This window comes from Rickettsia endosymbiont of Nabis limbatus, assembly GCF_965196655.1.
Classification (GTDB): domain Bacteria; phylum Pseudomonadota; class Alphaproteobacteria; order Rickettsiales; family Rickettsiaceae; genus Rickettsia.
Genome location: NZ_OZ239771.1, coordinates 1814699 through 1841318 on the forward strand (window position 1 = coordinate 1814699; position 26620 = coordinate 1841318).

The window sequence follows — 26620 nt, forward strand, 5'->3', positions numbered from 1 at the left end:
ATTAAATGGAGATAAGAAATGAACTTAAATCAAAAAATAATAAAGCCAAAATTAGGATTACTAGAACTCGCTAAGAGTCTTGGTAGCATATCATCAGCATGTAAAGCGATGTGATATAGCAGAGATAGTTATTACAGATTTAAAGAACTGTATGAAACTGGTGGTGAAGAAGCGTTGTATGAGATTAGCCGGAAGAAGCCAATAATAGCGAATAGAGTTGATCCAGCGATAGAGAAGGCAGTAATGGATATGGCAATAGAATATCCAGCATATGGACAGATTCGAGTATCAAATGAGCTTAAGAAGAGCGGTATACTTGTATCACCTGGAGGAGTGAGATCAATTTGGTTACGTAATGATTTAAACAATATCAATAAAAGGCTTAAAGCATTAGAAGCAAGGATGGCTCAGGATGGTATTGTACTTACTGAATCTCAGTTACAAGTACTAGAGAAACGACGTAGCGAAAAAGAAGCCCATGGCGAGATTGAGACACAGCATTCAGGTTATCTAGGATGCCAAGATACATATTATGTAGGAAATTTTAAGGGTATAGGTAAGGTTTATTCTCAGGTATTTATTGATAGCTATAGCAGAGTAGCTGATGCTAAACTATATACTGATAAAACAGCTTTAACTGCTGCTGATATGCTTAATGACCGCGTGTTACCATGGTATGAAACTCAAGGCATACCAATACTTCGTATTCTGACAGATTGTGGGTCAGAATATAAGGGAAATATAGAGCATCATGCTTTTGAATTATTTCTAAGTATCGAAGGTATAGAACATACTATTACTAAAGCATATTCTCCTCAAACAAATGGTATGTGTGAACGTTTTAATAAAACTATGAAACAAGAATTCTTTGATACAGCTATGCGGAAAAAGATCTACACTGATCTTGATGATTTACAATTAGATCTTGATATTTGGTTAGAGCATTTCAATAATGAGCGACCACATTCAGGAAAATATTGTTATGGTAAAACGCCTATGCAAACTTTTAAGGATAGTAAGAAATTAGCTATTGAAAAGAACAATAAAATCTTATATCTTGAATACTTATCTGACAGTCATAATTTATCAGATATTCAGATATAATTTTTATAGTGTCTGTAAGATCAAATCTTGACTTCTACAGACATATAATATGACTATAGTATCTTTAATTCCAAGTAATATATGTGCTTTAAAAGAAGTAGGATGAAAGATATTTCCCCAAGATATGAAATAAATTCCTAATAAAGAGTGTAATAAATAACGAAATATAGGATATTTCTTCAACACTCTTTCATAATCTTCATAATGATGTCTTGTTAAATAATTTTTTACTGGAATAAAAATTAGTTTTTTAATTAAAAATACTAAAGGTATAATAGATACCAACATAACGAATAACATTATTATTTCAGTACTCGATGTACGATATAAATCCATTAAATATTGCATATTTTACCTACCATATTATTATGTATAATCATAAATAAATTTTCATTCTTACTAAGAATTTTATTTTTATCAATAAATTTAACTAAAAAGTACAAAATAACTTTTTAACTATGACATTCCCAAATATTAATCCTATTATTTTCTCTATAGGACCGCTGACTGTATCTTGGTACTCTCTTTCATATGTAGTTGGAATTTTACTTGGCTGGTTTTATGCAAATAAGATTATAGAAAAATTTCCTACACAAATCACTAAGAAAAATTTAGAAGAGTTTGTTACTTACGCTATTATTGGGATAATAGTCGGAGGTAGGCTCGGCTATATTCTATTATATAATCCTTATAAATATTTTTCAAATCCAATAGAGATTTTAAAAACATATGAGGGGGGAATGTCCTTTCACGGCGGTGCTATAGGAGTTATTCTTGCTGCTTATATATTTTGCAAACGGCATAAACTTAATTTCCTAAGTCTTACCGATATTATTGCTCCAGTAGTACCGATTGGCTTATTTTTCGGTAGAATTGCTAATTTTATTAATGGTGAGTTATATGGGCGTGTTACAAATTCATCTATTGGTATAATTTTCCCAGATAGTGATTTAATGCCACGCCATCCTAGTCAGTTATACGAAGCTTTTTTTGAAGGATTAGTGTTATTTTGTATTTTGGCTTATGCTGTATTTAAGCGTAATACAATTAAGAAGCAAGATTTAAATTCTGGTTTATTCTTGGTATTCTACTCTATTTTCCGAATAGCTATTGAGATATTTAGAGAGCCGGATGTGCAAATCGGTTTTATTTTTGATAGTTTAACTATGGGGCAGATTTTATCGATGCTGCTGTTATTTTTAGGTAGTTATTTAATAATAAAAACAGAATGTCGATCGATCACAAAATAAGGGAAATAATTGAGCAAAGTGGCTATATCACTTGTGATCGTCTTATGCAAGAAGCTTTACATTTGAGCCCTACTTCTTATTATAAGCAAACGAAATCTTTAGGAGAAGAAGGGGACTTTATTACCGCTCCTGAAGTTTCGCAGCTATTTGGTGAGATTATCGGTTTATGGTGTATAAAAGAATGGCAAAGAATCGGTAGTCCTAAAAATCTTAATATAGTTGAACTTGGTCCAGGGCGAGGGTTATTAATGCGGGACTTATTACGTACAGCAAAATTAGTTCCTGAATTTTATAATGCTTTATCTATCAACTTAATTGATATCAATGAAAATTTGATTATTCAGCAAAAATCCAATCTACAGAACTTTGATTTACCTATTAATTGGTACGCATCTATAGAAGATATTCCCAAAAAACCTGCTCTAATAATAGCTAATGAGTTTTTCGATGCTATGCCGATAAAGCAATATATTAAAGTTAAAGAATTATGGTATGAAAGAATATTTGTTGTGCAGCCGGTAGATGGAAAAATCAAGTATGATAAAATAGCTGTTAGTAAACAATTACAAGACTATTTACAGAAGACCCATTTAGATGCAAAATATGGAGCAGTGCTTGAGGAGTCCTATAACTCTATAGAGATTATGAAATTTATGTCCGAGCATATAAAAGAATTAGGCGGAAGCGGTCTTATAATAGATTACGGTTATGATATAAACCCGAATATTAGAACTCGACATCAATATAACTCAACCTTGCAAGCTATAAAAAATCATAAATATTGCCCAGTAATTGAGAATTTAGGGGAAGCAGATTTATCAGCACATGTAGATTTTTATGTGCTCAAAACAGTAGCTCAAAATAGCAAGATAAATGTAATAGATACAATTTCACAACGTGATTTTTTAATAGAAAATGGGATTTTATTACGCAAGCAAACAATTCAAGACAAACTTAACCCTCAGCAAGCACAGCTAATAGAACGACAAGTAGATAGGTTGATATCTGTGAAAGAAATGGGTGGCTTGTTTAAGGTATTGCAGGTGATGAAAACGTCACCTACTGTGTCACTTCATGATCAAGCAGGCGTTGTTGCGTAGATCGGAAAGCATCCACGGTATCCAGAAAATAATAAAAAATACTAACATATTTTTAACTGGATCTAGTTCATAAATCACGGGAAGCATTGTTGTGTGACTCCGATGTCATTCTTAGCTAAAAGCAGGAATGACATATAGGATATTTTCCGATCCACGCGCAGGCAATGTCGCCATGGGATGACACCAAAAAAGTTTTTTAATCTACGCAATAACGCCGACTTAAGCACTCCCTATTTGGGAAGAGAAATGTACTTCATCAATGCCTAAATGCTTTAATGCATTATGCCATTTATTCTCAGGATTGTCAGAAAAAATAAATTCTTTATCACAATCCATAACTAGCCATAGATTTTCTTCTAGCTCTTTCTCAAGCTGCCCTGCTTTCCATCCAGTATAACCTACAATTAATAAGCTGTTTTTAGGTCCTTTACCAAAAGCTATATCTTCTGAAATCTCTAAATTAGAGCTTACTGCTAAATCATTATGAAAATCTAATAATAAGTTTTTATTATAATCTGTGGAATGCAAAAAGAATCCCTTTTCATGCTCTACAGGTCCGCCAAGATATATAGGTACCATAACAGGATTTACTATTTCATCATTTTTTATTTTAAAAAATGATTTTAAATCTATATGATTTACTAAACGATTAAACATTAATCCTATTGCACCTTCTTCTGTATGTGATAACATATAAATCAAGGATTTATGGTATATACCTTTTGTAATTACATAAGGTGTTGAAACTAGTGTTTTACCGGATAGGTTATAAAAGATCTTATCATTCATAATAAAACTAGTATTATAATAGTTATTTATTAAGTATATAAGATTTAAATTCAATTATTCAATAGAAGTTAACAATAATGATCACATTTTTTGATATTACTATTTTCTCTATCATCACACTTTTTTCGTTTTTTGGGTTATACCAAGGAATAATAGGCTTTTCGACAAGAATACTTGGTTTTATTACCTCAATAATGTTGACATATTTCTTGTATCCGTATATTTCGCAAATAATAGGCAAGTATGTACATAACGAAGTTGTAAGAGTAATAAGTAGCGGCGTTATATCATATATTATTTCTTTAATCTTATGCATTTTTATAGTCTATAAATTCCTAGCAATAATTTCATTTATGAGAAATGGTTTTATTGATCGATTTTTAGGATTATTAGCCGGTTTTGCAGTAGGAGCTGCTATTTCAGCTGTGGTATTTTTTATAACAATGATTTTTACATCTGAAAATTATTATAAAAGTAAATCTTTAGAGGATTTCATAGCAAGCAGCAAAAGCAATAAATATTCGGGAGTGCTTAAAGAATCTTTAACTACAGACTATTTTGACGAATTAAACAAAAACATAATAGTTATTATCCCTGTTGAGACTTTAAAATCAGTTAAAACCTTAAACAGTAAAGATTTAGGTAACTTCAAAGCTTCATCTACTAAATCTAATGACGAAACTAACCAATCTTCTCAAGAATTAGATGATGAGCTTAATGATAATGATGCATTTTCCGATGTGGATGATTAGAAAAAGACATTCGTTGTCCTGTGATGGCATTTCTCGTATGGATAGAGAGTTGTCATTGCGAGCGAATGAAATGAGCGTGGCAATCTCATAAAGTAGAATTCCTGAAATTAGTCGAACTTTCAGTTTCTTCTCGCAATGATGTTTTTTGTCTTAAGATTTTTTAGTTTCTTTGTTGTGGCTTGATGCGGATTCTAACACTGCTACTACCTTATTTAGTTCTACTTGACTACAAAGTCCAAGTAATACAGGGTCACGTGGGTGAATAGATTTCATATTCCAATGGCTGCGGGTTCTAATAGCGTCGATAGTACTTTTAGTAGTACCAATAAGCTTAACTACTTGATTATCTTGAATATCTGGATAATTGCGTAGTAACCAATATATAGCATCAGGTTTATCTTGGCGTCTTGCAATTGGTGTATATTTAGCACGCTGCTTCTTCTGATTCTTCATTAATTCATAAGCAGGGCTATGAGAAATTTGTAAGACATTTTTAGGGTCTTTGCTACAACGATCAATTTCCTCCAGAGTTAGCTGACCATTTGCAATCGGATCAAGTCCTTTAATAGATTGTGCTACTTCACCATCTGCCATACCTTTTATTTCAAGTTCATGAATACCACAAAAATCAGCAATCTGCTTAAAAGTTAATGAGGTATTTTCAATTAACCACATAGCCGTAGCTTTTGGAAGTAGCGGTAATATTTTTTGGGAATTCATGATATTTGTTTTTTAGCTTAATAAAAAAGGTTATAACAAATGGTGTTATTTAAGTCAATCTTCATTTAGAAAATTGACAATCTCTTCAACTACTTTTTTAGCATCACCAAATAATATAAAGGTATTGTCGTGATAGAATAGCTCGTTTTCTATACCAGCATATCCTGAAGCCATAGAGCGTTTAATGAACAAAACACTGCGAGCTTTTTCGACATCTAAAACAGGCATACCATAAATTGGGCTATCTGGATCATTTTTAGCAGCTGGATTAGTTACGTCATTTGCTCCAATAACTAAAACTATATCGGTAGTAGCGAAATCTCTGTTGATCTCTTCAAGTTCTAAAACTTTCTCATAATCAATATTAGCTTCAGCAAGTAACACATTCATATGTCCAGGCATTCTGCCTGCCACCGGATGGACAGCAAAACGTACGTTAATGTCTAATCCTTCTAATATATCAACCATTTCTTTTATAATATGCTGAGACTGAGCTACTGCCATACCATAACCTGGAACAATTATAACAGATAATGCATTACGCAATAAATTTGCTGCATCTTCAGGACAGCTTGCTTTTGCTACCTTATCATCATCTATATTTTTACTAGTACCACTAGGAGCTGGTAAAAATGCACCAAAAATAACTTTGATTAAGGAACGATTCATTGCCTTACACATTATATAGCTAAGTATAGCACCGCTACTACCAACCAATGCACCAGTAATAATCAACAAGCTATTACTAAGGGTAAAACCAATGCTAGCAGCTGCGAAACCTGAATAGGAATTTAGCATCGACACTATTACCGGCATATCAGCACCACCTACCGGTATTATAAGCAATACCCCAATTAGTAAGGATAGTAATATTATCAGATTAAATAGAAATATATTTTCTGATCGAATAAATAACACTATTAATACGACTAATAATATCGTTGTCAGTAAACATATATATTGCTGACCATAAAATTTTAATGGGCTGCTTTTCATTAAGCCTTGTAGCTTTAAAAAAGCAATAATCGAACCACTAAAAGTTAAAGCACCTATAGACACACCTAATGATATCTCTATCAAAGAACTAGTAGGCAAGCTTCCTGCAATACCTATAGCAAAATTTTCAGGAGCAAGTACAGTAGCATAGGCTACAAATACCGCAGCAAGACCAACAAATGAGTGAAAGCCTGCAACTAATTGCGGCATTGCCGTCATAGAAATTTTAAGAGCAATTACCCCGCCTATTATACCCCCAATTAATATAGTAGCTATAATGGGTAATTTATGGGCAAAATTAGGCAGAAAGAAAGTAACACCGACTGCTATTGTCATTCCTAGAATACCTATAGTACTGCCTAAACGTGCTTGTTTTTGTGATGACAAAAACTTGAGCGATAGAATAAAGCAAATAGCAGCTACGAGGTATAATAATTGAATAACTTGCAGAGACATGAGTGAATGTGTTTTATTTATATGTTTGCGTAAAGCATGTGTCGTATCGCAGCTTAATCGTGGTATCTTGTATCACATTCTGTATCCTGAGATACCGCGGTCAAGCTAGCTAGTATGACACTTAAAATTAAAAACTAAATCCTATACCTATAGAAACTACTAAAGGATTAAGCTTAGTTCTAGAGGTAATATTTTGATTTCCTACTAAACTTGGCTTGTATACAATTTTAGGATTTAAATAATATTGTTTTATATCTAAATTTATTACTGTATCATCTTTAGCATAAAAATCCAGACCTATTTGTCCTACAAAACCGTTTCCGTTTCTTATCTTAATACCGCTAGATTGAGTGATCATATATGAACCATGATAACCTAAACCTACATAAGGTCTAATGCCACCAAAAGGTGCTACATGAAATTGTCCGGTAATAGTTGCTGGGATCATATATAGAGGCTTGCTTTTACCAGGTGTTGCTCCAACGCCATAGTTGTAAGATACATTACTAAGCACTGAATTTTTAGTACGTAACAAATTAAAACCTAAAGATAATTCAGTAGCAAAATAATTGTTGAAGAATATAGTAGTAGATATATCACCACCATAACCATTTTTTACAAACTCACCTATTGGAAGAGGCTGAGGAACTGTAGGAGCAGGTAAGTTTTTCTGCTTAGCATGTGCAAAAACTCCGTTTAGACGTACTTTAACGAGTAAACTTCCTTCATTTTCATAATATGGAACATCATCATAGTTATACTCCGGTACAGCATTTACATCAGCTTCCATGCTTTTGGCAAAGCTATTAATGCTTATGCATGATACAAACAAAATTACTCCTAATCTTTTAGACATTTTTATCATAGTTACAATCCTTTACTTGCTTAAAATTCATTATTATATTATAACATAAGCTTTTCATCGTTATGTATTTATATTCTTTAGAAGATAAGATTTTTTCATATTAAAAGTCAAGAAATTATAAATAAAATTATAGAAATTACTGGAGTATATTAATGAATGATGCATTAAAAACATATTCAATAGGTATAGGCTGGTTCTTACTTAGTCTGGTAAGTAGTAGTGCTAACGATGTAATGTCTAAATATTTAGGAACTAGATTACATAGCTTTGAAGTAGCTTTTTTTCGTTTTTTTTTCAGTAGCATAGTTTTATTACCTTTCGTTGTTTATTATGGTAAAAATACCTTAAAAACAAGTCGTCCTTTTGTTCACATTCTAAGAGGATTACTATTATTTTTCGGTATGACTTCATGGACTTACGGCTTAAGTATTGCCCCTGTTACTACTGCAACAGTTATAAGCTTTTCTATTCCGTTATTTACTTTAATACTTGCCGTATTTTTTCTTAATGAAAATATCATCTGGCAAAGATGGGTAGTAACAATAGTAGGATTCGTTGGACTAGTAATTACGCTTAAACCTCATGCTGAAGATTTTAACCCTGAAATACTCTATTTTATTTTAGCCGCTATTTCATTTGCCATGCTTGATATTATAAATAAAAAATTTGTGGTAAAAGAGTCAATGATTAGTATGCTATTTTATTCAGCAATAGTAACTGCTGTAGTATCGATACCTGCTGCTGCTAACTACTGGCTTACTCCGACTCTTTTTGAATTAGCGTTATTGTTTATTTTAGGCAGTAGTGGGAGTTTAATATTATTTTTGCTACTTAAAGCTTTTTCTATGGTAGATGCTACCGCCACTGCTCCTTACAGGTATTTAGAGCTTGTTATCTCGGCAATAGCAGCGTACTTCATATTTAACGAGTTTCCAGACAAAAGTACATTGCATGGGGCGGTAATCATAATTCCAGCAACTTTATTTATAATATATTCTGAAAAGAAAGCCATAAGCAAAAAAATATGAATCGAAGAAAAATAGTATTTTCAAGCGGCATAGCCAACACTTTTGAGTGGTATGATTACGTACTATTCGGTTGTTTTGCACCAATAATTGGAACTAAGTTTTTCCCAAACGATGATGCTAATACTTCTTTATTGCAGGCTTTTTTAGTCTTTGCTATAGGGTATTTGGCAAGACCACTAGGAGGTATATTTTTTGGTGTTATTGGTGACAAATTTGGCAGAAAAGCAGTTTTAACTGGTGCTTTATTCTGCATGTCTGCCCCAACTGTATTAATCGGAATATTACCGACCTACCATACTATCGGTATCACTGCCACTATATCAATGATTGTTGTGAGAATCTTACAAGGGCTGTCAATGGGCGGAGCTTTAACCGGTTCTATCTCATTTGTTATTGAGCATACTCATCCAAAGCATCGAGGCTTTACTGGCAGTATTTCAATGTCTAGTATATGTGCTGGTTTATTGCTTGGCTCTTTTGTTTCTTATATCGTCAAGAATATCTTAAACGCTGAACAGTTTGATAGTTTTGGCTGGAGGATACCTTTTTTACTCTGTTTCTTTATCCTTTTTGCAGCGTTTTACATTAAAAACCATACGCATGAAACGCCGAATTTTAAAAATTTAAAAGAACAGAAAAAGATACAGAATTCGCCGCTAAAAAAAGTTATTACTAAGCACTGGTTTGATATATTAATTTCGATTTTTATCAATGCTCCAGGTTCGATAATATTCTATTTGCATGCAATTTATTTAGTGTCATTTTTAAAAATCAGTCGCAACCTTACCGAAAATGAAGTAAATAGCCTAGCTAGCGTATGTTACGTGATTATGATAGCTGTAACATTACTCAGCGGTTATTTATCCGATGTTATAGGTCGCAGGAAAATTTTTGTAATTAACCTTGTAGTGATTATTATAGCAACTCCGTTTTTACTTAATAATTTTGAAACAGGTAATTTCACCGGTGTAATTATTTCACAATTTATACTCGCAGTGCTTGCTGCTAGCTATATCGGTCCTGAACCAGCTTTGCAAGCAGAATTTTATCCTACTGAAATACGTAATACTGCACTTTCGCTTTCATATAACACCGCTACAACTATTTTTGGTGGTACTACTCCACTTGTTTTTGAGTATCTAGTGCAAAAAACGGGTCAAGTTACTTCTGCAGTTTATTATATCATTTTAAGCTGCATCCTTGCATTGATAGCATTATTTTTTTATAAAAACCGTACCTAAATATACTCGCTTTTTTTGAAAAAATTGGCTAAATAATCTTTTACTAGGCTATCTTGACATTAAAAATTCAGAAGATGTTGCTCTTCACTTTGAAGAATTCTGTATTTCTAAAGAGGCTGATATATGTGGTGAAGCTTCTGATAATAGTGGAATAATCTAACAAATTCCAAAATTTTTCTTGATTTAATGGCAAATATATGGCAAAAGGAGTTTGAAAAAAACTCTATGCTACTATAGCTCAGGGGTAGAGCACTTCATTGGTAATGAAGAGGTCGGGGGTTCAATTCCCCCTAGTAGCACCACAATATACTCAATAATTTACTAATTTTTTATATTATTTCTGCAAGGGGTAATATAAGAAAACCTCACTAACGACATCAACGTTGCTGTTTCTAATTATAAAATATATTGATACTTCAAATCTTGAGCCTCTTTTGTAAGTTGTGCAGGCTTACCGCTTATTTGATTATCCAGCTGATGGTTCAAACCTCCACCTTCAGGTGGAGAAACTTTAGTTTGAATAAGTCATAGTCGTCTTATATAAAATAAGTAAGTAGGACTTATTTTATAGGATGACTATGACAGAATATGAAAAAGGGAAACATACGGTATATTATCACAGGTATCACATAGTATGGATAACAAAATACCGTTATAAAGTATTAACCCAAGTTATCAAAGAAAGGATTAGGGAAATCATAGCTCAAGTTTCAGAGGAAATGAATATTAGGATAGTAAATGGGGTGATATCATCTGATCATGTACATATTTTAGTATCGATACCTCCTAATATAGCAGTAAGTGAATTTGTACAAAGAGCAAAAGGTAGAACTTCACGTAGAATACAACAAGAATTCCCAGAATTAAAAAAGAGATATTGGGGGAAGCATTTTTGGGGAAGAGGTTATTTTAGTACAACAAGTGGTCATATCACAGATGAAGTAATTAATGAGTATATAAATAACCATACAGAAGCTCATAAACCAACTTCTATTTCTAACATTAGATTGGAATAAGCTTTAGCTTAAACTCTACGGCACTTCTAGTGCCTATCATCAACCTACCGGCTCTCAGCCGGTAGTGGTTGAGTTCTAATTTTTGAAATATCTACATTATATAATATTTCTTAACATAAAAAATAAAATAGTTAAAAATATGAATAAACAACAAGAATCATTATTCAATTTTAGAGAAATATATATTCAATTTGTACATGATAGCATATTAATACAAATGCTTGGTGTTTTAAATAGTACAACTAAAACTCTAGCTCAGAAAATGGATAATACATCGAGCGAGAATAAAGAAATTATAGAAATAGTAATACAAGAAACTTTAGATAGATGTCTCCACTACACGCTATGTATGTTACAAAATAATGATGACGAATTAGTTAAAGTTGATGAAAAATCTTTCGGAGAAGTTAATGATAGTTTATGTAATAAAGAATCACACGAAAAGGATGAATTAATAGCAAAATGTACTAGATATCCTGAACGGATAGCAATTTCCGAAGATATAGAGTTATTTGAAAAAACAATATCTAAATTAGAAGAAATAAAAGATCCAAAAATTTTAGAAAAATTAATAGATAATTTTAGTGATAATTGCGAGTTCCCTGAAGCAATGTATAACTTAATTTATGATATAGAAGCTTATCCTAATGATATGTATGTAACAACTATTCTGAGTAAGTTAAAAGATTTATGTTACAATTTTGAATGTTTTAAGGCAATAATTTATGAAATTATAAATGATCAAGAATGCCTTGAAATTTTAAAAAAGAATCTAAGATTGACAGATAAAAAACAATTATTAAAAATACTTAATATTATAGATGATAAATCTGGGTCTCATCATTTAATAGTTAAAGAAATAAAACAAGAATTGGAGCAATTAACGTAGAGAGTTAGATAAATTTATCTGACTTGGCTTATTACTAAATCACAATGGTTTTTATCGTAATTGCATGAAGTTTTTTATTTAATACCTCAGATAGAGCATTTTTTACTAGTTTATGTTGATTAATTAAAGTAAGTCCTCTAAACTGTATATCTGATAATTCTAGTGCATAATGGTCTTGATCACCTACTAAATCGGTAATTTTAATTATACCGTTTGGAAAAGATTTTTTGAGTATTTTTTCTAATTCTTCTGCAGATATTGCCATTATTTTATTAATTCCTATATAATGTATACGTTATTAATTATATCATTATCTATAGAGTTCTATTGATAATAATGATTCTTGCGAATATAAATATAATTAATATTAAAATAATATATTACAGTAATATGAAAAAAGAAAGTGAAGAACTAAAATTATTTATTTTAGAATGCCTAAATGAAAAGAAAGCAGAAGATATAGATGTAATTGACTTGAGTGGTAAAAATAAGATAGCTGATTATATTATATTTGCTAATGGTAGGTCAACTAAGAACGTTGGAGCAATAGCTGAATATGTGGCATTAGAGCTAAAAAATAAAGCGGGTGTAAATACTAATATAGAGGGGCTTGGTAAATCAGAATGGGTATTAATAGATGCAGGTACTATTTTGGTTAATATTTTTTATCCTGAAGCAAGAACACATTTTAAACTTGAAGAAATTTGGAAAAAATAAATATTTTTAAATGAACGATCATATACTTATTAATGTTATAATTTTACTTGGTACTGCAGTCTTTATCGTGGCTATACTTAAACGATTTAAGTTAAGTCCAGTACTTGGCTATCTAATTGCTGGAGCTGCAATTGGTGATCATGGTCTAAAAATTGTAACATATGACCAGACTAAGTTACTCGGCGAACTTGGTGTAGTATTTCTATTATTTGCGATAGGGCTTGAGCTATCTTTCGAGCGATTAAAAGCTATGAGGCGGTATGTTTTTGGACTTGGTACTTTACAAGTTCTAACAACTGCCATAGTAATTGCTGGTGCGATGGTGCTTATATACGGCAATAGTAGTGCTGCTATTATTACTGGAGGCGGGCTTGCACTTTCATCTACCGCCCTTGTTATGCAGGTCATTGAAGAAAATCGTAGCCAATCCACACAAATCGGTAGAATTGCTTTAGCAATTTTACTGCTTCAAGATTTGGCTGTAGTACCTTTACTTGTAATAGTGCCACTGCTTAGCGGTAATAGTCAGGCTTCTCTTGCGACAGCACTTGGTATTGCATTTTTGAAAGCTATTGTTGCTTTACTTACTATATTTGTTGCTGGTCGTGTTTTACTTCGTCCAATATTTTCATTCATTTCTTCCGAAAGTAACAGTGCTAATGAGCTGCCTATTTCAATGACTTTGTTAATAGTGCTTTCTGCTGCTTGGGCTACTGAAACTTTCGGCTTATCGCTAGCACTTGGAGCTTTTGTTGCTGGAGTATTAGTTGCTGAAACTGAATTTAGACTACAAGCAGAAGAAAGCATTTACCCTTTCAAAAGTTTATTCTTGGGGTTATTCTTCATGACTGTCGGTATGAATATCGACGCACTTGAGATGTATGAGAAACTATCTCATATCCTTACTTTATCTATTACTTTAATAGGTATTAAAACCTTGATAATAACAGCTTTTTGTATTTTATTTGGGTTTAATAAAGGTGTTGCTTTTTATTCAGGGCTTTTATTATCACAGGGCGGGGAATTTGCTTTCATATTATTTAGCTTAGGTAAAGAAAGTGGTGTTTTAGAAGAAAGTAGTGCTAACATATTATTGCTTGTTGTTACCTTTACTATGGCACTTACCCCGCTACTTGCAGCATTAGGACGAAAAATTGCTGAAAAAGTCGATAAAGGTCTTGGTAAGACGCCGACACAAATTATAGAGCTTGGTGCAAGAGATTTAACAAATCATATTATTATTGCAGGACTCGGTAATATCGGTAAAATGGTCGCAAGGGTTCTAGAAGCTGAAGGAACAAGCTATGTAATATTAGATTTAAATGAAGATAGAGTTAAGGAAGGGTTAACAGATGGTTTTCCGGTTTTTAAAGGTGACGTATCACAGGCAGATACTCTAAAAGCCCTTGGTACAGATAGGGCTCTTGCTATTATACTTACTATGAATAATCAAGTAACTATAAAGAAATCGCTTAAAACAATTACCGCTAACTATCCTGATATGCAAGTTATTGTGAAGTTAAAAAGCCTTAAAAATTCTAGAGAGTTCTATGATTTAGGAGCAACAACTATTATCCCTGAAAGTTATGAAACAGGTCTTCAAATTGGTGGTACTGTTTTAAAATTCATAGGTATTAGTGAGCAAGAAATTAATAGAATAAAAGTACAATTTAGGCTTGGTAATTATATAGTAGCAAAAAAAGAGGATAGTTTATCAGAAGTAGAGTATAATGATTAAGATTCTCATTGCTTTAATTGCAATAATACTATCAACTACAATTAATGCTGATAATAAAAAGTTACCTATCCCGAGATTTGTTTCAATAAAATCTAATGAAGTTAATGCACGAAGTGGTCCGACAACTAAAGCAGCAATAGAGTGGGTTTTTGTTAAAAAAGGTGAACCGGTAGAAATAATTGCTGAATATGAACAGTGGCGGCAAGTGCGTGATATTCAGGGTGAAAGTGGCTGGATACATTCAAGCGTCTTATCAGGTAGAAGATCAGTAATTATTATTGCTGATCAAGAGATCGAATTATTTAAATATGCAAATATAGAGAGTAGAGTAATAGCAAAATTAATGCCAAAAGTTCGCTGCACTTTAAAAAAATGCAAAGAACAATTTTGCCAAATTACCTGTAAAAATTACACTGGTTGGGTACTTAAAAAAGACCTTTGGGGTGTATATGATGATAAAGATAGGTATTAAATGAAAGCTGCATTACCTGAACGCTCTATGCATATTAGAGGTAGGCTTGATTTTATAGTGCAGCAGATTTTAGAGCTTGCTCAAGATAAAATTGCTATGATTATCTTATATGGCTCTTTTGCTAGAGGCGATTGGGTACGTGATCTACCTAACGGCTATCATAGTGATACGGATATTTTGATTATCTTAAAGAAAGGTAAGTATAAAGGTCATGCTACTTTAAACCTAAAAGATAGAATATATACAAGATTGAAAAGAAAAGGTGTAATAAAAGATCAAATTATTCCTTATGATTCACGTATATCAATAATTTTAGAATCAATAGAAGAGATAAATAGACAATTAGAAAAAGGACGTTATTTCTATACCGATCTTAAAAAAGAAGGGATACTTTTATACGACAGTAGTGAGTATATTTTAAGCGAGGCTAAAGATTTACCTTGGAGTGAGATGAAAGAAATCGCTCAAGATTATTTTGAAGAGTGGTTTAAGAGTGGTAAATATTTTTTAAAAACTTCTAAAAATGCTTTGGAAGAAGAAATTTTTAATATCAGTGCTTTTTTGCTTCATCAAGCTACCGAAAGTTTATACAGTGCCATTTTATTAGTTTTCTCTAATTATAAACCTAAGTTGCACGATATAGAAGAATTAGGCGGCATGGCAAAAAATTATGATAGTGAGTTATTACAAGTTTTCCCTATTGCAACGCCTGAACAAAAAGAATGTTTTGAGTTGTTAAAAAAAGTTTATGTTGATGCACGATATGATAAAAATTATAAGATTACAAAAGAGCAGCTACTTTATCTAATAGAGCGAATAGAAAAACTAAAAGAAATCACTGAAAGAATTTGCATAGCAAGGATTGGTGGGTAGAGTTTTATCTTAGGACTGAAAGGCGTCGTTGCATGAATAAATCACGGGATGAAATAGGAAAAATTGATCTACGCAACAATGCCTTTCTACGTAGGCGGGAATCCAGTCACCTAAAAGTCTAAACACACTAGATTTGTTAAATTTAAAGTTCAATTTATCTCGCTTTTTTCTAGATCCCGTGGACAAGCTAACTAGATGATATAGACGAAACTGATCTACGCAACGAAGCCTCATGCGGGAGTGAATTAATATGGCAGTAAATACAATATAAAAACAAAAAATGATTTCGATATTTAGCAAATTAAAGCAAGGTTTATCTAAGACCTCAAGTAAAATATCAGCAGGTATTGATAAGATATTTTACAAGAAAAAACTAGATGCAGAAACATTAGAGGAATTGGAAGAGCTATTAATTTCTACTGATATGGGGAGTTTGGTAGCAGCTAAAATTATCGAAGAGTTTAAATCGCTCAAATTCGATAAAGAAGTTGAAGCTACCGAAATAAAAGAAACTCTAGCAAATCTTATTGAACAGCAATTATTAGAATCAGAAATTCCTTTTACCTTAAATGAAAATAAACTAAATGTAATTTTAGTATGTGGTGTTAATGGTGCAGGTAAAACAACTACCATCGGTAAGCTTGCTGCAATGTATGTAATGCAGGGTAAAAAAGTAGCAGTTGCTGCATGCGATACGTTCAGAGCCGCCGCCATAAATCAGTTAGATAGTTGGGTGACAAGAGCGAAAGCTTTGCTTATTACCGGTGAAGAGGCAGCTGACCCTGCAAGCGTTGCTTATAGAGCTGTGGAAGAGTCAATCAAGCAAAATATTGATATACTTTTTATCGATACTGCCGGTAGACTCCACAACAAAAAAAACTTAATGGATGAGCTTACTAAGATTGTAAAAGTTATCAAGAAAGTAGACGAAAATCTGCCTACTCATAGCGTTTTAGTGATAGATGCTATTACCGGACAAAATACCTATAATCAAGTAGAACATTTTAATGAGGCTACTAGTTTAACTGGTCTTATAGTAACCAAGCTTGACGGCAGTGCTAAAGCTGGCGTGATTGTTGGGGTAGTGCAGAAATTTAATTTACCAATATATTTTATTGGTATAGGTGAGCAGATAGAAGATTTGAAAATATTTAACCGACACGATTTTGCAAAAAGCTTGGTGGGGTTATAGTAAACTGATTTGAACTTTGTGATTCGTTACTCGTCGTCTCGCCTATTATTATAGGCGTCGCTCCTCACGCCTGTCACAGAATTCAACTGAGTTTACTCTCGGTATCATCACGTGGACAAGCTACGGGATAATAAGGTGTAATAGTTGAGATTTTATCTTACATTTAGTAAAATAAATTAATTATTAAATGGAGATAAGAAATGAACTTAAATCAAAAAATAATAAAGCCAAAATTAGGATTACTAGAACTCGCTAAGAGTCTTGGTAGCATATCATCAGCATGTAAAGCGATGGGCTATAGCAGAGATAGTTATTATAGATTTAAAGAACTGTATGAAACTGGTGGTGAAGAAGCGTTGTATGAGATTAGCCGGAAGAAGCCAATAATAGCGAATAGAGTTGATCCAGCGATAGAGAAGGCAGTAATGGATATGGCAATAGAATATCCAGCATATGGACAGATTCGAGTATCAAATGAGCTTAAGAAGAGCGGTATACTTGTATCACCTGGAGGAGTGAGATCAATTTGGTTACGTAATGATTTAAACAATATCAATAAAAGGCTTAAAGCATTAGAAGCAAGGATGGCTCAGGATGGTATTGTACTTACTGAATCTCAGTTACAAGTACTAGAGAAACGACGTAGCGAAAAAGAAGCCCATGGCGAGATTGAGACACAGCATTCAGGTTATCTAGGATGCCAAGATACATATTATGTAGGAAATTTTAAGGGTATAGGTAAGGTTTATTCTCAGGTATTTATTGATAGCTATAGCAGAGTAGCTGATGCTAAACTATATACTGATAAAACAGCTTTAACTGCTGCTGATATGCTTAATGACCGCGTGTTACCATGGTATGAAACTCAAGGCATACCAATACTTCGTATTCTGACAGATCGCGGGTCAGAATATAAGGGAAATATAGAGCATCATGCTTTTGAATTATTTCTAAGTATCGAAGGTATAGAACATACTATTACTAAAGCATATTCTCCTCAAACAAATGGTATGTGTGAACGTTTTAATAAAACTATGAAACAAGAATTCTTTGATACAGCTATGCGGAAAAAGATCTACACTGATCTTGATGATTTACAATTAGATCTTGATATTTGGTTAGAGCATTTCAATAATGAGCGACCACATTCAGGAAAATATTGTTATGGTAAAACGCCTATGCAAACTTTTAAGGATAGTAAGAAATTAGCTATTGAAAAGAACAATGAAATCTTATATCTTGAATACTCATCTGACAGTCATAATTTATCAGATATTCAGATATAATTTTTATAGTGTCTGTAAGATCAAATCTTGACTTCTACAAATAAGGGGAAAACTGATCCATGCGGGGCAAGCCTCCTCTCAATGACGAAAACCTTTATCTATCATTCTTAGGTAAGCCCAAGCAATAATGTTTGAGAAACTTTCCATCGCTACTAATTAAATACACAAAATTAGAGTGTTTTAGTTCATATTTACCGGTTTTTGTATCAAATATTTTTGGCTCATAAAATACTTTAAACTCATTAGCAACCTGCGTAATATCACCTATTGTACCAGTTAAACCTACAAAATTATTATCTATATTTTCAAGATATTTTTTGAGTACTTCACTTGTATCATTTATTGGATCTAGAGTAATAAATACTGTCTGTACTACTATATTTTCTTTTTGTAAAATCTTTATAATATCCTCTATCTTTTTCAATGCATTCTCATCATCTAACGAATAATTATAGCTTAATGCGATAAGGTAGTGACTTTTTTAAGAGCATAGTAAATCGCATCAAAAAAGTGCTCAAAATTAGAAACACGCGAGTTTCGTATTCAAAAAGTCGCTGTATAGCTGATAAACAGTGGGTTACGGGGATATTGATAATACTGTTTTTGTTATAAAGTGAGTACAAAATACAAATTGCTAATTAAAATATGGTATTTATAGTATAAGAAAAAAGTTTATAGGTTATTGAAAAAACTTTAAGAGCAATAACCTATGATAATGGATTTTACAGAAATATTTTGTTACGTCGATGATTTTTTTCAAGAATTAGACAAGCATACAAATTCAATTACTGTCATTGCTAAAGTAAAAGGGACCAGTAAATTGCACGAAAAAGGGACCAGAGAATTTGGTGTAACCTAATAAGGTTATAATGTGCAATATTCACTAGATAATTAATTAAAATAAATATCTAGTGATACAATGATAAGAATAAATATGTACACAACAATTATCACCCTTTATAAGCAAGGCAATAGTCAAAGAAATATTGCCAAACTAACGAGAATAGACCGTAAAACAGTAAGAAAAATAGTAAACCGTTATGTAGAGTCTGGTACAGAATCTCCTGCACCCTATGAACGATCTTCAGCACTGGATTCTTGGCACGAACAAATAATTGAGTTATTAGAAAAGAATCTAAGTTACATAAGAATTTTTGAAGAGTTAAAAATTCAAGGTTATACAAAAAGTTATGGTTCGCTAACCCGTTATATCAAAAAATATAAGATACAAAATAACAGTTGCATTCGTTTTCATACTTTAGCAGGAGAGGAAGCACAAGTAGATTTTGGTGACATAGGCTTACAGTATAATTCTAAGGGGCGTAGAGTTAAAGCATATGTATTTAATATGCGTTTAAGTTATAGTCGCCTTGATTATTATGAAGTAGTGTTTGATCAAAGTTGTCAAACATGGATACAATGTCATATCAATGCATTTAATTATTTTGCTGGCAGTCCAAAAGTAATAAAACTTGATAATCTTAAAGCTGGAGTGGTAGATAGCAATTTCTATGAGCCCGTATATCAGAAGGAATACAAACGTTTAGCTGATCATTATGGAATTTTACTTTCTCCTTGTCGTGTATATCAACCTCAAGAAAAAGGCAAAGTAGAATCAGGAATAAAGTATGTCAAAAATAATTTTTTTGCTGGACGTAAATTTCATAGATATGAAGAATTAACACATGATCTTGCTAACTGGTTAAATAAAGCAAATAACCGAATACATGGTACTACTAAAAAAATTCCTCAGGAACTATTTGAGCAAGAAGAAAGTAATAATTTAATGCCTTTACCATTAGAAACGTTTGATTTGTCATCGTGGCATAATCGAAAAGTAGCAAAAGATTGTCATATCACCATAGATAATAATTATTATTCCGTACCGGCAAAATATATATACAGTGAGGTACTGGTACAATTATCACCAAAACTTGTTCAAATATTTTCTATCCAAAATGATTTAATAGCAAGGCACGTTAGAACAGATGGCAAAGGAATATTTACCACTAATCCGTCTCATTATGCCAAATATAAACGTCTATGCCCAGGTTTTATAGAATATAGTGAACATTATCAACAACAAATGCAGCAGATAGGAAATAATTGCAGTTTATTATTAGAGTTATTACAACAAACACGAGTAAATGATTGGCAACGTTGTGCTAGAGGTATTATTTCTTTACGTAAGGTTTACAATGATGAGTTAATAGATAAAGCTTGTCATAGAGCATTACATTACGGTATAAGTTCTTACTCTAAAATTAAAAATATCTTAAATAACGCGAGTTTCGTATTCAAAAAGTCGCTGTATAGCTGATAAACAGTGGGTTACGGGGATATTGATAATACTGTTTTTGTTATAAAGTGAGTACAAAATACAAATTGCTAATTAAAATATGGTATTTATAGTATAAGAAAAAAGTTTATAGGTTATTGAAAAAACTTTAAGAGCAATAACCTATGATAATGGATTTTACAGAAATATTTTGTTACGTCGATGATTTTTTTCAAGAATTAGACAAGCATACAAATTCAATTACTAACCATAACAACAAATCTGGTCCTAAAAGTCGACTTAACAGAAGTGAGGTAATAACAATTATAATAGGCTACTGGCAGTCATCTTATGATTGTTTTAAGAATTATTATCTGAAGCAAATATGGATTTATCATCAAAGAGATTTTCAATTAGTAAGCTATAGTCAATTTATAAAAATAATAGGTCCACATTTACCACTATTAGTACTGATATTCAATTCTATTTTGGATCAGTGTGATGGCCTTTCTTTTGTAGATTCAAGTAGTATAGAGGTATGTAAGAGATACCGTATTTCAATGAATAAAGTGTTCGCCGGCATAGCAGCACGCAGTAAGACAACAAAAGGTTGGTTCTATGGACTTAAACTACATCTAATAATTAATAGAGCCGGTGGTATAGTTAAAGCATCTTTTAGCCCTGGCAATAAGGATGATAGAAAACAGCTGGAACTGATGATCAAAAATCTTTTTGGTAAAGTATTCGGAGATCGTGGTTATATTTCACAACAATTATTTCAACAACTTTTAGAGCAAGGAATTTTTATGGTAACTAGGGTAAAGAAAAATATGAAAAATAAACTTATGTCTATGTTGGATAAAATATTATTGCTTAAAAGAGCATTAATAGAATCTGTGTTTAGTAAAATTAAACTATTGGGGAAGTTTGAGCATTCAAGGCATAGATCAGTTACAAATGCCTTTGTGCATATGGTTGCAGCACTGATAAATTATCAAATGTCTGATAATAAACCTTCTATTACATCTCTCTTGATATGCTAAATCCTATGCTATATTAATTCGAAACTCGCGTAGAAACAGTTTTTCTTATTTCGTTCTTGATTTTAAACCAGTAATGCTCAATAGGATTTAAATCTTACTATTACCCACAAATTTTACCACTAACAATTGATAGCATCATTACGCTCTCTTGAAGGATTTCATATCCCCGCCATAAAGACATTGCTCCGGGCAACCCATCACTCTTTCTTGCCATAAAGCCTCCTAATTTACCAAGCAAAATAATAGCTTCTTTTATATTTGGAGGCTTGCCAGGAGTATTATTTGTTCTGTGCACGCGCATATAAAGCGTTTTCCATTCTTGGGTGGTAAGTATGCTATCGCAGCTCTCTTCAGGACAAGTTGAGGCTATTTTTGATAAATATAAAATTTTAAAAGCAATGAGGCTTTTTATGGCAATTAATTTTTGTAGCTTTGTTTCGGCAGATAAGCGAGAGGCTTCTATCTTGCATCCTGATTTCAGAACTCTAAAATATTCTTCTATTTTCCATCTTAGCTTATACCAAGTTATACGCTCAACAGCATCTTCAAAGCTACTCACGGGGATGTTGGTCAGTATAGTCCAATCGATTGCCTCTACTCCAACAGGGGCATTAATTTCTTTAGCGCTTACAACATAAACAGCTAATTTGTCACTGATTTTGTGATCAGTATTTTCAGGGCCATATAAAGATACAGACCTAATTGGTATGTGCCCATATGTGTATTTAATTTCAACATTTGCTTTTCTTGCTTTATGAAGTCCATTGCCTGGGATTTTCAGTCTAATCTCTTTCTTGGACTGTAGCTTACTTATTTTCGTTTGTATTTTTGTTTTACCATTTTCCGGGCAAATAAATTTCCTATCCTGTCTGTTGCGAATTACAAATTCTGCAGCTGATTCTTCAATTTTCCATAACAAATCAAAGATATCTGCTTCTCTATCTCCAACCGTAATAACTCTAGTATTTTCAGGAATATTGGCAATTGTTTCCTCAAACGCGTTAATCCATTTATAGCTTTCTTTATCTTTGATGTGAGTGATATACTTACGCCTTGCTTTTTCCTTCTGATCCTCTTCCCTTGCGATACGTGCCCAACATTGCTGAGAGGTAAGGCCTAAAGGCAGACCTCCTGGCGTCACTATAATAGTACTATGCATAATAAGACCCTGTTTGTGCTTTGTATAAGCTTTGGAGATACTGCCTAGCCCTTTTGTCTTAATATGAGTGTCATAATCCAGGTAAGTTGTATCCTGAATTGCAAACACTAAATTTTTGCCTTGGATTCTATTTTGTGTTTCCACATGATGCGAAGAATAGACTTCATCTATATCAAACTTATCATTGCTAAATAGTCTGTAAGCTCCCTTCGCATCTTTCCAGGATCTGCAACTTTGATTTATTGTGCCGGATGCTTTGCTATCAAGTAAGTTACTGGTTTTAATAAGCCGATTTATAAGTCTTTTATCTTTAAAGTCAACATGCCTGAGCTCATTCTCTAACCAACCAGTGCTTGATATATTTATCCCGTATGTTACTATATCTTGCATATCGCCTATCCTTCTTATTTAAAATGATCAGTGAATACTCTAGCAGCATTTTATAATTGTGGGTAATAGTAAGGATTTAAATCAGGAGAGTAAGTTGGTAAAAATAAAATACTGCAACCAACAGATTCAATTAACGTTTTCACTTTTGTACTTTTATGAAAAATGATACTCCTCGCAGCAGAGCTACGAGGTATCTATCCAAAAAGTTTTAACTGTTTTTGTTGAAATGCTTTATAAGAAGGTTTGCCTGAACCTTGATTTTTTATATAATTACGTAATTTCCGCTCATCACCATGTTTACCTACTGTGCTCATAAAATATCCTTTACTCCAAAACTCACTTCCCCATAATTTTTCTTTAAGATTTGGATATTTCTTAAACATTTCCTTAGATGTAATACTTTTTATGATTTGAGTTATTTTTGTTGGGCTATACATTAGTATTGACTGTAGTAAAAAATGTACATGTTCTTTATCTACTCCTATTTCCAAAAATCTAATTTCATAACGAGCTTCTATGTCCTCACAAATTTTACATAAATAATCGTCTAGTTCCTCATTGAATATTACTCTTCTATACTTTGCCGGTGTTACTAAATGATATATTAGTACTGTGACATTATGACTTTTATGTATATAACTGCTTTCTTCCATGCATCTAGTATATCACGAAGCAGACCTTCGGGGAATTAAACCCTAAGAGATTAATATTATCCATTACTACTATCTGACCAGGCTTTAACTCTTTGATCAATATCTCTTGTACATAAGTTTCAAAAATGTCCTTATTACATGTCCCATCAAATATTATTGGGGCAATAATATAGCTTAATGCGATAAGATAGTGACTTAGAGTATGAGTTAGATTATACTAAATGAAAAACTTATGGCAAAGGCATATTCATACGATTTAAGAATATGAGTAATAAAAAGTTTAACAGATGGTAAAACAATAAAAGAGACTTCTGAGATATACTCTATTAGTAGGAAGACTATAATAGAATGGAAAAAATTAAAGAAACAAACCGGCGATATCAAAGCAAAAAGTGGTTATCATACAGGACATCGTAGAATAATAAGAGACATAGAGGGATTTAAAAAATTTATAGAATTAAATTTTGATAAAACCACCATGGAACTAGCTAACAACTGGAGTCAAAAAGTATCTGCAAGTACGATATCAAGATTGCTTAATAAATTAGGTTATAGTTATAAAAAAAACTTTTCTTCATCCCAAAAGAGATGTTGGTCTAAGGAATGAGTTTATATTGAAACTAAAAACTATAGACAAACAAGATTTAGTATTTATCGATGAATCTGGGATAGAAGATAATAGCTGTAGAGAACACGGGTGGAGCATTATCGGTCAAAGATGTTATGGTGAAAGGGTCTATCAACATAAATCACAGATTAGTATGATTGCTGGGGTGTCTGCCAAAGATATTATTGCCCCAATAATATTTGATGGGACATGTAATAAGGACATTTTTGAAACTTATGTACAAGAGATATTGATCAAAGAGTTAAAGCCTGGTCAGATAGTAGTAATGGATAATATTAATTTTCATAAAAGTACAAAAGTGAAAACGTTAATTGAATCTTTTGGTTGCAGTATTTTATTTTTACCAACTTACTCTCCTGATTTAAATCCTTACTATTACCCACAATTATAAAATGCTGCTAGAGTATTCACTGATCATTTTAAATAAGAAGGATAGGCGATATGCAAGATATAGTAACATACGGGATAAATATATCAAGCACTGGTTGGTTAGAGAATGAGCTCAGGCATGTTGACTTTAAAGATAAAAGACTTATAAATCGGCTTATTAAAACCAGTAACTTACTTGATAGCAAAGCATCCGGCACAATAAATCAAAGTTGCAGATCCTGGAAAGATGCGAAGGGAGCTTACAGACTATTTAGCAATGATAAGTTTGATATAGATGAAGTCTATTCTTCGCATCATGTGGAAACACAAAATAGAATCCAAGGCAAAAATTTAGTGTTTGCAATTCAGGATACAACTTACCTGGATTATGACACTCATATTAAGACAAAAGGGCTAGGCAGTATCTCCAAAGCTTATACAAAGCACAAACAGGGTCTTATTATGCATAGTACTATTATAGTGACGCCAGGAGGTCTGCCTTTAGGCCTTACCTCTCAGCAATGTTGGGCACGTATCGCAAGGGAAGAGGATCAGAAGGAAAAAGCAAGGCGTAAGTATATCACTCACATCAAAGATAAAGAAAGCTATAAATGGATTAACGCGTTTGAGGAAACAATTGCCAATATTCCTGAAAATACTAGAGTTATTACGGTTGGAGATAGAGAAGCAGATATCTTTGATTTGTTATGGAAAATTGAAGAATCAGCTGCAGAATTTGTAATTCGCAACAGACAGGATAGGAAATTTATTTGCCCGGAAAATGGTAAAACAAAAATACAAACGAAAATAAGTAAGCTACAGTCCAAGAAAGAGATTAGACTGAAAATCCCAGGCAATGGACTTCATAAAGCAAGAAAAGCAAATGTTGAAATTAAATACACATATGGGCACATACCAATTAGGTCTGTATCTTTATATGGCCCTGAAAATACTGATCACAAAATCAGTGACAAATTAGCTGTTTATGTTGTAAGCGCTAAAGAAATTAATGCCCCTGTTGGAGTAGAGGCAATCGATTGGACTATACTGACCAACATCCCCGTGAGTAGCTTTGAAGATGCTGTTGAGCGTATAACTTGGTATAAGCTAAGATGGAAAATAGAAGAATATTTTAGAGTTCTGAAATCAGGATGCAAGATAGAAGCCTCTCGCTTATCTGCCGAAACAAAGCTACAAAAATTAATTGCCATAAAAAGCCTCATTGCTTTTAAAATTTTATATTTATCAAAAATAGCCTCAACTTGTCCTGAAGAGAGCTGCGATAGCATACTTACCACCCAAGAATGGAAAACGCTTTATATGCGCGTGCACAGAACAAATAATACTCCTGGCAAGCCTCCAAATATAAAAGAAGCTATTATTTTGCTTGGTAAATTAGGAGGCTTTATGGCAAGAAAGAGTGATGGGTTGCCCGGAGCAATGTCTTTATGGCGGGGATATGAAATCCTTCAAGAGAGCGTAATGATGCTATCAATTGTTAGTGGTAAAATTTGTGGGTAATAGTAAGATTTAAATCCTATTGAGCATTACTGGTTTAAAATCAAGAACGAAATAAGAAAAACTGTTTCTAATTTTGAGCACTTTTTTGATGCAGT

Annotated in this window: 27 protein-coding genes, 1 tRNA gene and 3 pseudogenes; 21 read left to right on the top strand and 10 right to left on the bottom strand. The window is 32.6% G+C overall.

Annotated features, from left to right (window positions below):
- The first annotated feature begins 18 nt into the window (after positions 1-18).
- Positions 19-1104, top strand: a pseudogene (locus ACOAL3_RS10490) (IS481 family transposase).
- 6 nt (positions 1105-1110) lie between these two features.
- On the opposite strand, the pseudogene ACOAL3_RS10495 reads toward ACOAL3_RS10490, so the two are convergent.
- A pseudogene (locus ACOAL3_RS10495) lies at positions 1111-1452 on the bottom strand (mechanosensitive ion channel family protein); the annotation flags it as partial.
- A gap of 110 nt (positions 1453-1562) precedes the next feature.
- Here ACOAL3_RS10495 and lgt point away from each other — a divergent pair.
- Both lgt and ACOAL3_RS10505 read left to right on the top strand, forming a co-directional pair.
- Positions 1563-2354: a prolipoprotein diacylglyceryl transferase gene (lgt, locus tag ACOAL3_RS10500; protein ID WP_419235022.1), complete on the top strand. Its 792-nt coding sequence runs from the start codon at positions 1563-1565 to the stop codon at positions 2352-2354.
- A complete protein-coding gene (locus ACOAL3_RS10505; protein ID WP_419235023.1) occupies positions 2333-3454 on the top strand; it encodes a class I SAM-dependent methyltransferase in 1122 nt (373 codons plus the stop codon). The genes lgt and ACOAL3_RS10505 overlap by 22 nt, the downstream gene beginning before the upstream one ends.
- A 219-nt stretch (positions 3455-3673) precedes the next feature.
- On the opposite strand, the gene ACOAL3_RS10510 is transcribed toward ACOAL3_RS10505, so the two are convergent.
- Positions 3674-4243: a YqgE/AlgH family protein gene (locus ACOAL3_RS10510; protein ID WP_419235656.1), complete on the bottom strand. Its 570-nt coding sequence runs from the start codon at positions 4241-4243 to the stop codon at positions 3674-3676.
- Positions 4244-4320: 77 nt separating this feature from the next.
- Between ACOAL3_RS10510 and ACOAL3_RS10515 the strand changes: the two genes are divergently transcribed.
- Positions 4321-4995, top strand: a complete 675-nt coding sequence (locus ACOAL3_RS10515) for a CvpA family protein (protein WP_395476883.1) — start codon at positions 4321-4323, stop codon at positions 4993-4995.
- Positions 4996-5145: 150 nt separating this feature from the next.
- Here the strand turns inward: ACOAL3_RS10515 and ACOAL3_RS10520 are convergent, their stop codons facing one another.
- The 3 genes from ACOAL3_RS10520 to ACOAL3_RS10530 form a co-directional block, all read right to left on the bottom strand.
- Complete coding sequence (locus ACOAL3_RS10520; RefSeq protein WP_395476884.1) at positions 5146-5715, bottom strand: cell cycle transcriptional regulator TrcR; 570 nt, start codon at positions 5713-5715, stop codon at positions 5146-5148.
- Between the two features lie 54 nt (positions 5716-5769).
- On the bottom strand, positions 5770-7167 hold the full coding sequence (locus tag ACOAL3_RS10525) for an NAD(P)(+) transhydrogenase (Re/Si-specific) subunit beta (protein WP_419235024.1): 1398 nt from the start codon (positions 7165-7167) through the stop codon (positions 5770-5772).
- Positions 7168-7294: 127 nt separating this feature from the next.
- On the bottom strand, positions 7295-8032 hold the full coding sequence (locus tag ACOAL3_RS10530) for an OmpW family outer membrane protein (protein WP_419235025.1): 738 nt from the start codon (positions 8030-8032) through the stop codon (positions 7295-7297).
- Positions 8033-8184: 152 nt separating this feature from the next.
- On the opposite strand from ACOAL3_RS10530, the gene ACOAL3_RS10535 reads away from it, so the two are divergent.
- From ACOAL3_RS10535 to ACOAL3_RS10555, 5 genes are all read left to right on the top strand, one after another.
- The gene (locus tag ACOAL3_RS10535) at positions 8185-9060 is read left to right on the top strand and encodes a DMT family transporter (protein ID WP_419235026.1); all 876 of its coding nucleotides are present in this window, start codon (positions 8185-8187) and stop codon (positions 9058-9060) included.
- On the top strand, positions 9057-10301 hold the full coding sequence (locus tag ACOAL3_RS10540; RefSeq protein ID WP_419235027.1) for an MFS transporter: 1245 nt from the start codon (positions 9057-9059) through the stop codon (positions 10299-10301). The genes ACOAL3_RS10535 and ACOAL3_RS10540 overlap by 4 nt, the downstream gene beginning before the upstream one ends.
- A 227-nt stretch (positions 10302-10528) precedes the next feature.
- Positions 10529-10603, top strand: a tRNA-Thr gene (locus tag ACOAL3_RS10545).
- Positions 10604-10879: 276 nt separating this feature from the next.
- Positions 10880-11317: an IS200/IS605 family transposase gene (tnpA, locus tag ACOAL3_RS10550; RefSeq protein ID WP_419235588.1), complete on the top strand. Its 438-nt coding sequence runs from the start codon at positions 10880-10882 to the stop codon at positions 11315-11317.
- Between the two features lie 139 nt (positions 11318-11456).
- Complete coding sequence (locus tag ACOAL3_RS10555) at positions 11457-12206, top strand: Imm30 family immunity protein (RefSeq protein ID WP_419235028.1); 750 nt, start codon at positions 11457-11459, stop codon at positions 12204-12206.
- A 34-nt stretch (positions 12207-12240) separates the two neighbouring features.
- Here the strand turns inward: ACOAL3_RS10555 and ACOAL3_RS10560 are convergent, their stop codons facing one another.
- The gene (locus ACOAL3_RS10560) at positions 12241-12471 is read right to left on the bottom strand and encodes a BolA/IbaG family iron-sulfur metabolism protein (protein ID WP_395476891.1); all 231 of its coding nucleotides are present in this window, start codon (positions 12469-12471) and stop codon (positions 12241-12243) included.
- A 125-nt stretch (positions 12472-12596) separates the two neighbouring features.
- On the opposite strand from ACOAL3_RS10560, the gene rsfS reads away from it, so the two are divergent.
- The 6 genes from rsfS (at position 12597) to ACOAL3_RS10590 (ending at position 18484) form a co-directional block, all read left to right on the top strand.
- Complete coding sequence (rsfS, locus tag ACOAL3_RS10565) at positions 12597-12923, top strand: ribosome silencing factor (protein WP_419235029.1); 327 nt, start codon at positions 12597-12599, stop codon at positions 12921-12923.
- A 10-nt stretch (positions 12924-12933) separates the two neighbouring features.
- Entirely contained in the window at positions 12934-14661 is a 1728-nt protein-coding gene (locus ACOAL3_RS10570; RefSeq protein ID WP_419235030.1) for a monovalent cation:proton antiporter-2 (CPA2) family protein, read from the top strand.
- Positions 14654-15133: an SH3 domain-containing protein gene (locus ACOAL3_RS10575; RefSeq protein WP_395476894.1), complete on the top strand. Its 480-nt coding sequence runs from the start codon at positions 14654-14656 to the stop codon at positions 15131-15133. The genes ACOAL3_RS10570 and ACOAL3_RS10575 overlap by 8 nt, the downstream gene beginning before the upstream one ends.
- Positions 15134-16006 carry a HEPN domain-containing protein gene (locus tag ACOAL3_RS10580; RefSeq protein ID WP_419235031.1) on the top strand — a complete coding sequence of 291 codons (873 nt, stop codon included), beginning with the start codon at positions 15134-15136 and terminating at the stop codon, positions 16004-16006.
- A 280-nt stretch (positions 16007-16286) separates the two neighbouring features.
- Positions 16287-17198 (top strand): signal recognition particle-docking protein FtsY, encoded by a 912-nt coding sequence (ftsY, locus tag ACOAL3_RS10585; protein WP_395476896.1) that lies wholly within the window; start codon positions 16287-16289, stop codon positions 17196-17198.
- A gap of 200 nt (positions 17199-17398) precedes the next feature.
- Positions 17399-18484, top strand: coding sequence for an IS481 family transposase (locus ACOAL3_RS10590; RefSeq protein ID WP_419234799.1), 1086 nt, complete (start codon positions 17399-17401; stop codon positions 18482-18484).
- A 94-nt stretch (positions 18485-18578) separates the two neighbouring features.
- Here ACOAL3_RS10590 and ACOAL3_RS10595 read toward each other — a convergent pair.
- Positions 18579-18935, bottom strand: a pseudogene (locus ACOAL3_RS10595) (SCO family protein); the annotation flags it as partial.
- A 264-nt stretch (positions 18936-19199) separates the two neighbouring features.
- On the opposite strand from ACOAL3_RS10595, the gene ACOAL3_RS10600 reads away from it, so the two are divergent.
- The 3 genes from ACOAL3_RS10600 (at position 19200) to ACOAL3_RS10610 (ending at position 21805) form a co-directional block, all read left to right on the top strand.
- On the top strand, positions 19200-19343 hold the full coding sequence (locus tag ACOAL3_RS10600) for a hypothetical protein (protein ID WP_419235032.1): 144 nt from the start codon (positions 19200-19202) through the stop codon (positions 19341-19343).
- 75 nt (positions 19344-19418) lie between these two features.
- Entirely contained in the window at positions 19419-20804 is a 1386-nt protein-coding gene (gene istA, locus ACOAL3_RS10605) for an IS21 family transposase (RefSeq protein ID WP_419235033.1), read from the top strand.
- Positions 20805-20947: 143 nt separating this feature from the next.
- Positions 20948-21805, top strand: a complete 858-nt coding sequence (locus tag ACOAL3_RS10610) for an IS982 family transposase (protein WP_419234519.1) — start codon at positions 20948-20950, stop codon at positions 21803-21805.
- A 100-nt stretch (positions 21806-21905) separates the two neighbouring features.
- On the opposite strand, the gene ACOAL3_RS10615 is transcribed toward ACOAL3_RS10610, so the two are convergent.
- From ACOAL3_RS10615 to tnpA (ACOAL3_RS10625), 3 genes are read right to left on the bottom strand one after another with little or no spacing between them, the layout of a single operon-like run.
- Positions 21906-23354, bottom strand: a complete 1449-nt coding sequence (locus ACOAL3_RS10615; protein ID WP_419234585.1) for an IS4 family transposase — start codon at positions 23352-23354, stop codon at positions 21906-21908.
- Positions 23355-23404: 50 nt separating this feature from the next.
- Positions 23405-23497, bottom strand: a complete 93-nt coding sequence (locus ACOAL3_RS10620; RefSeq protein ID WP_419235034.1) for a hypothetical protein — start codon at positions 23495-23497, stop codon at positions 23405-23407.
- Between the two features lie 51 nt (positions 23498-23548).
- Complete coding sequence (tnpA, locus tag ACOAL3_RS10625; RefSeq protein ID WP_419235035.1) at positions 23549-24007, bottom strand: IS200/IS605 family transposase; 459 nt, start codon at positions 24005-24007, stop codon at positions 23549-23551.
- 325 nt (positions 24008-24332) lie between these two features.
- Between tnpA (ACOAL3_RS10625) and ACOAL3_RS10635 the strand changes: the two genes are divergently transcribed.
- From ACOAL3_RS10635 to ACOAL3_RS10645, 3 genes are read left to right on the top strand one after another with little or no spacing between them, the layout of a single operon-like run.
- A complete protein-coding gene (locus ACOAL3_RS10635) occupies positions 24333-24614 on the top strand; it encodes a COG3415 family protein (protein WP_419235585.1) in 282 nt (93 codons plus the stop codon).
- A gap of 7 nt (positions 24615-24621) precedes the next feature.
- Positions 24622-25026, top strand: coding sequence for an IS630 family transposase (locus ACOAL3_RS10640; protein ID WP_419234586.1), 405 nt, complete (start codon positions 24622-24624; stop codon positions 25024-25026).
- A gap of 50 nt (positions 25027-25076) precedes the next feature.
- Positions 25077-26525 carry an IS4 family transposase gene (locus tag ACOAL3_RS10645; protein WP_419234585.1) on the top strand — a complete coding sequence of 483 codons (1449 nt, stop codon included), beginning with the start codon at positions 25077-25079 and terminating at the stop codon, positions 26523-26525.
- Positions 26526-26620: the final 95 nt, after the last annotated feature.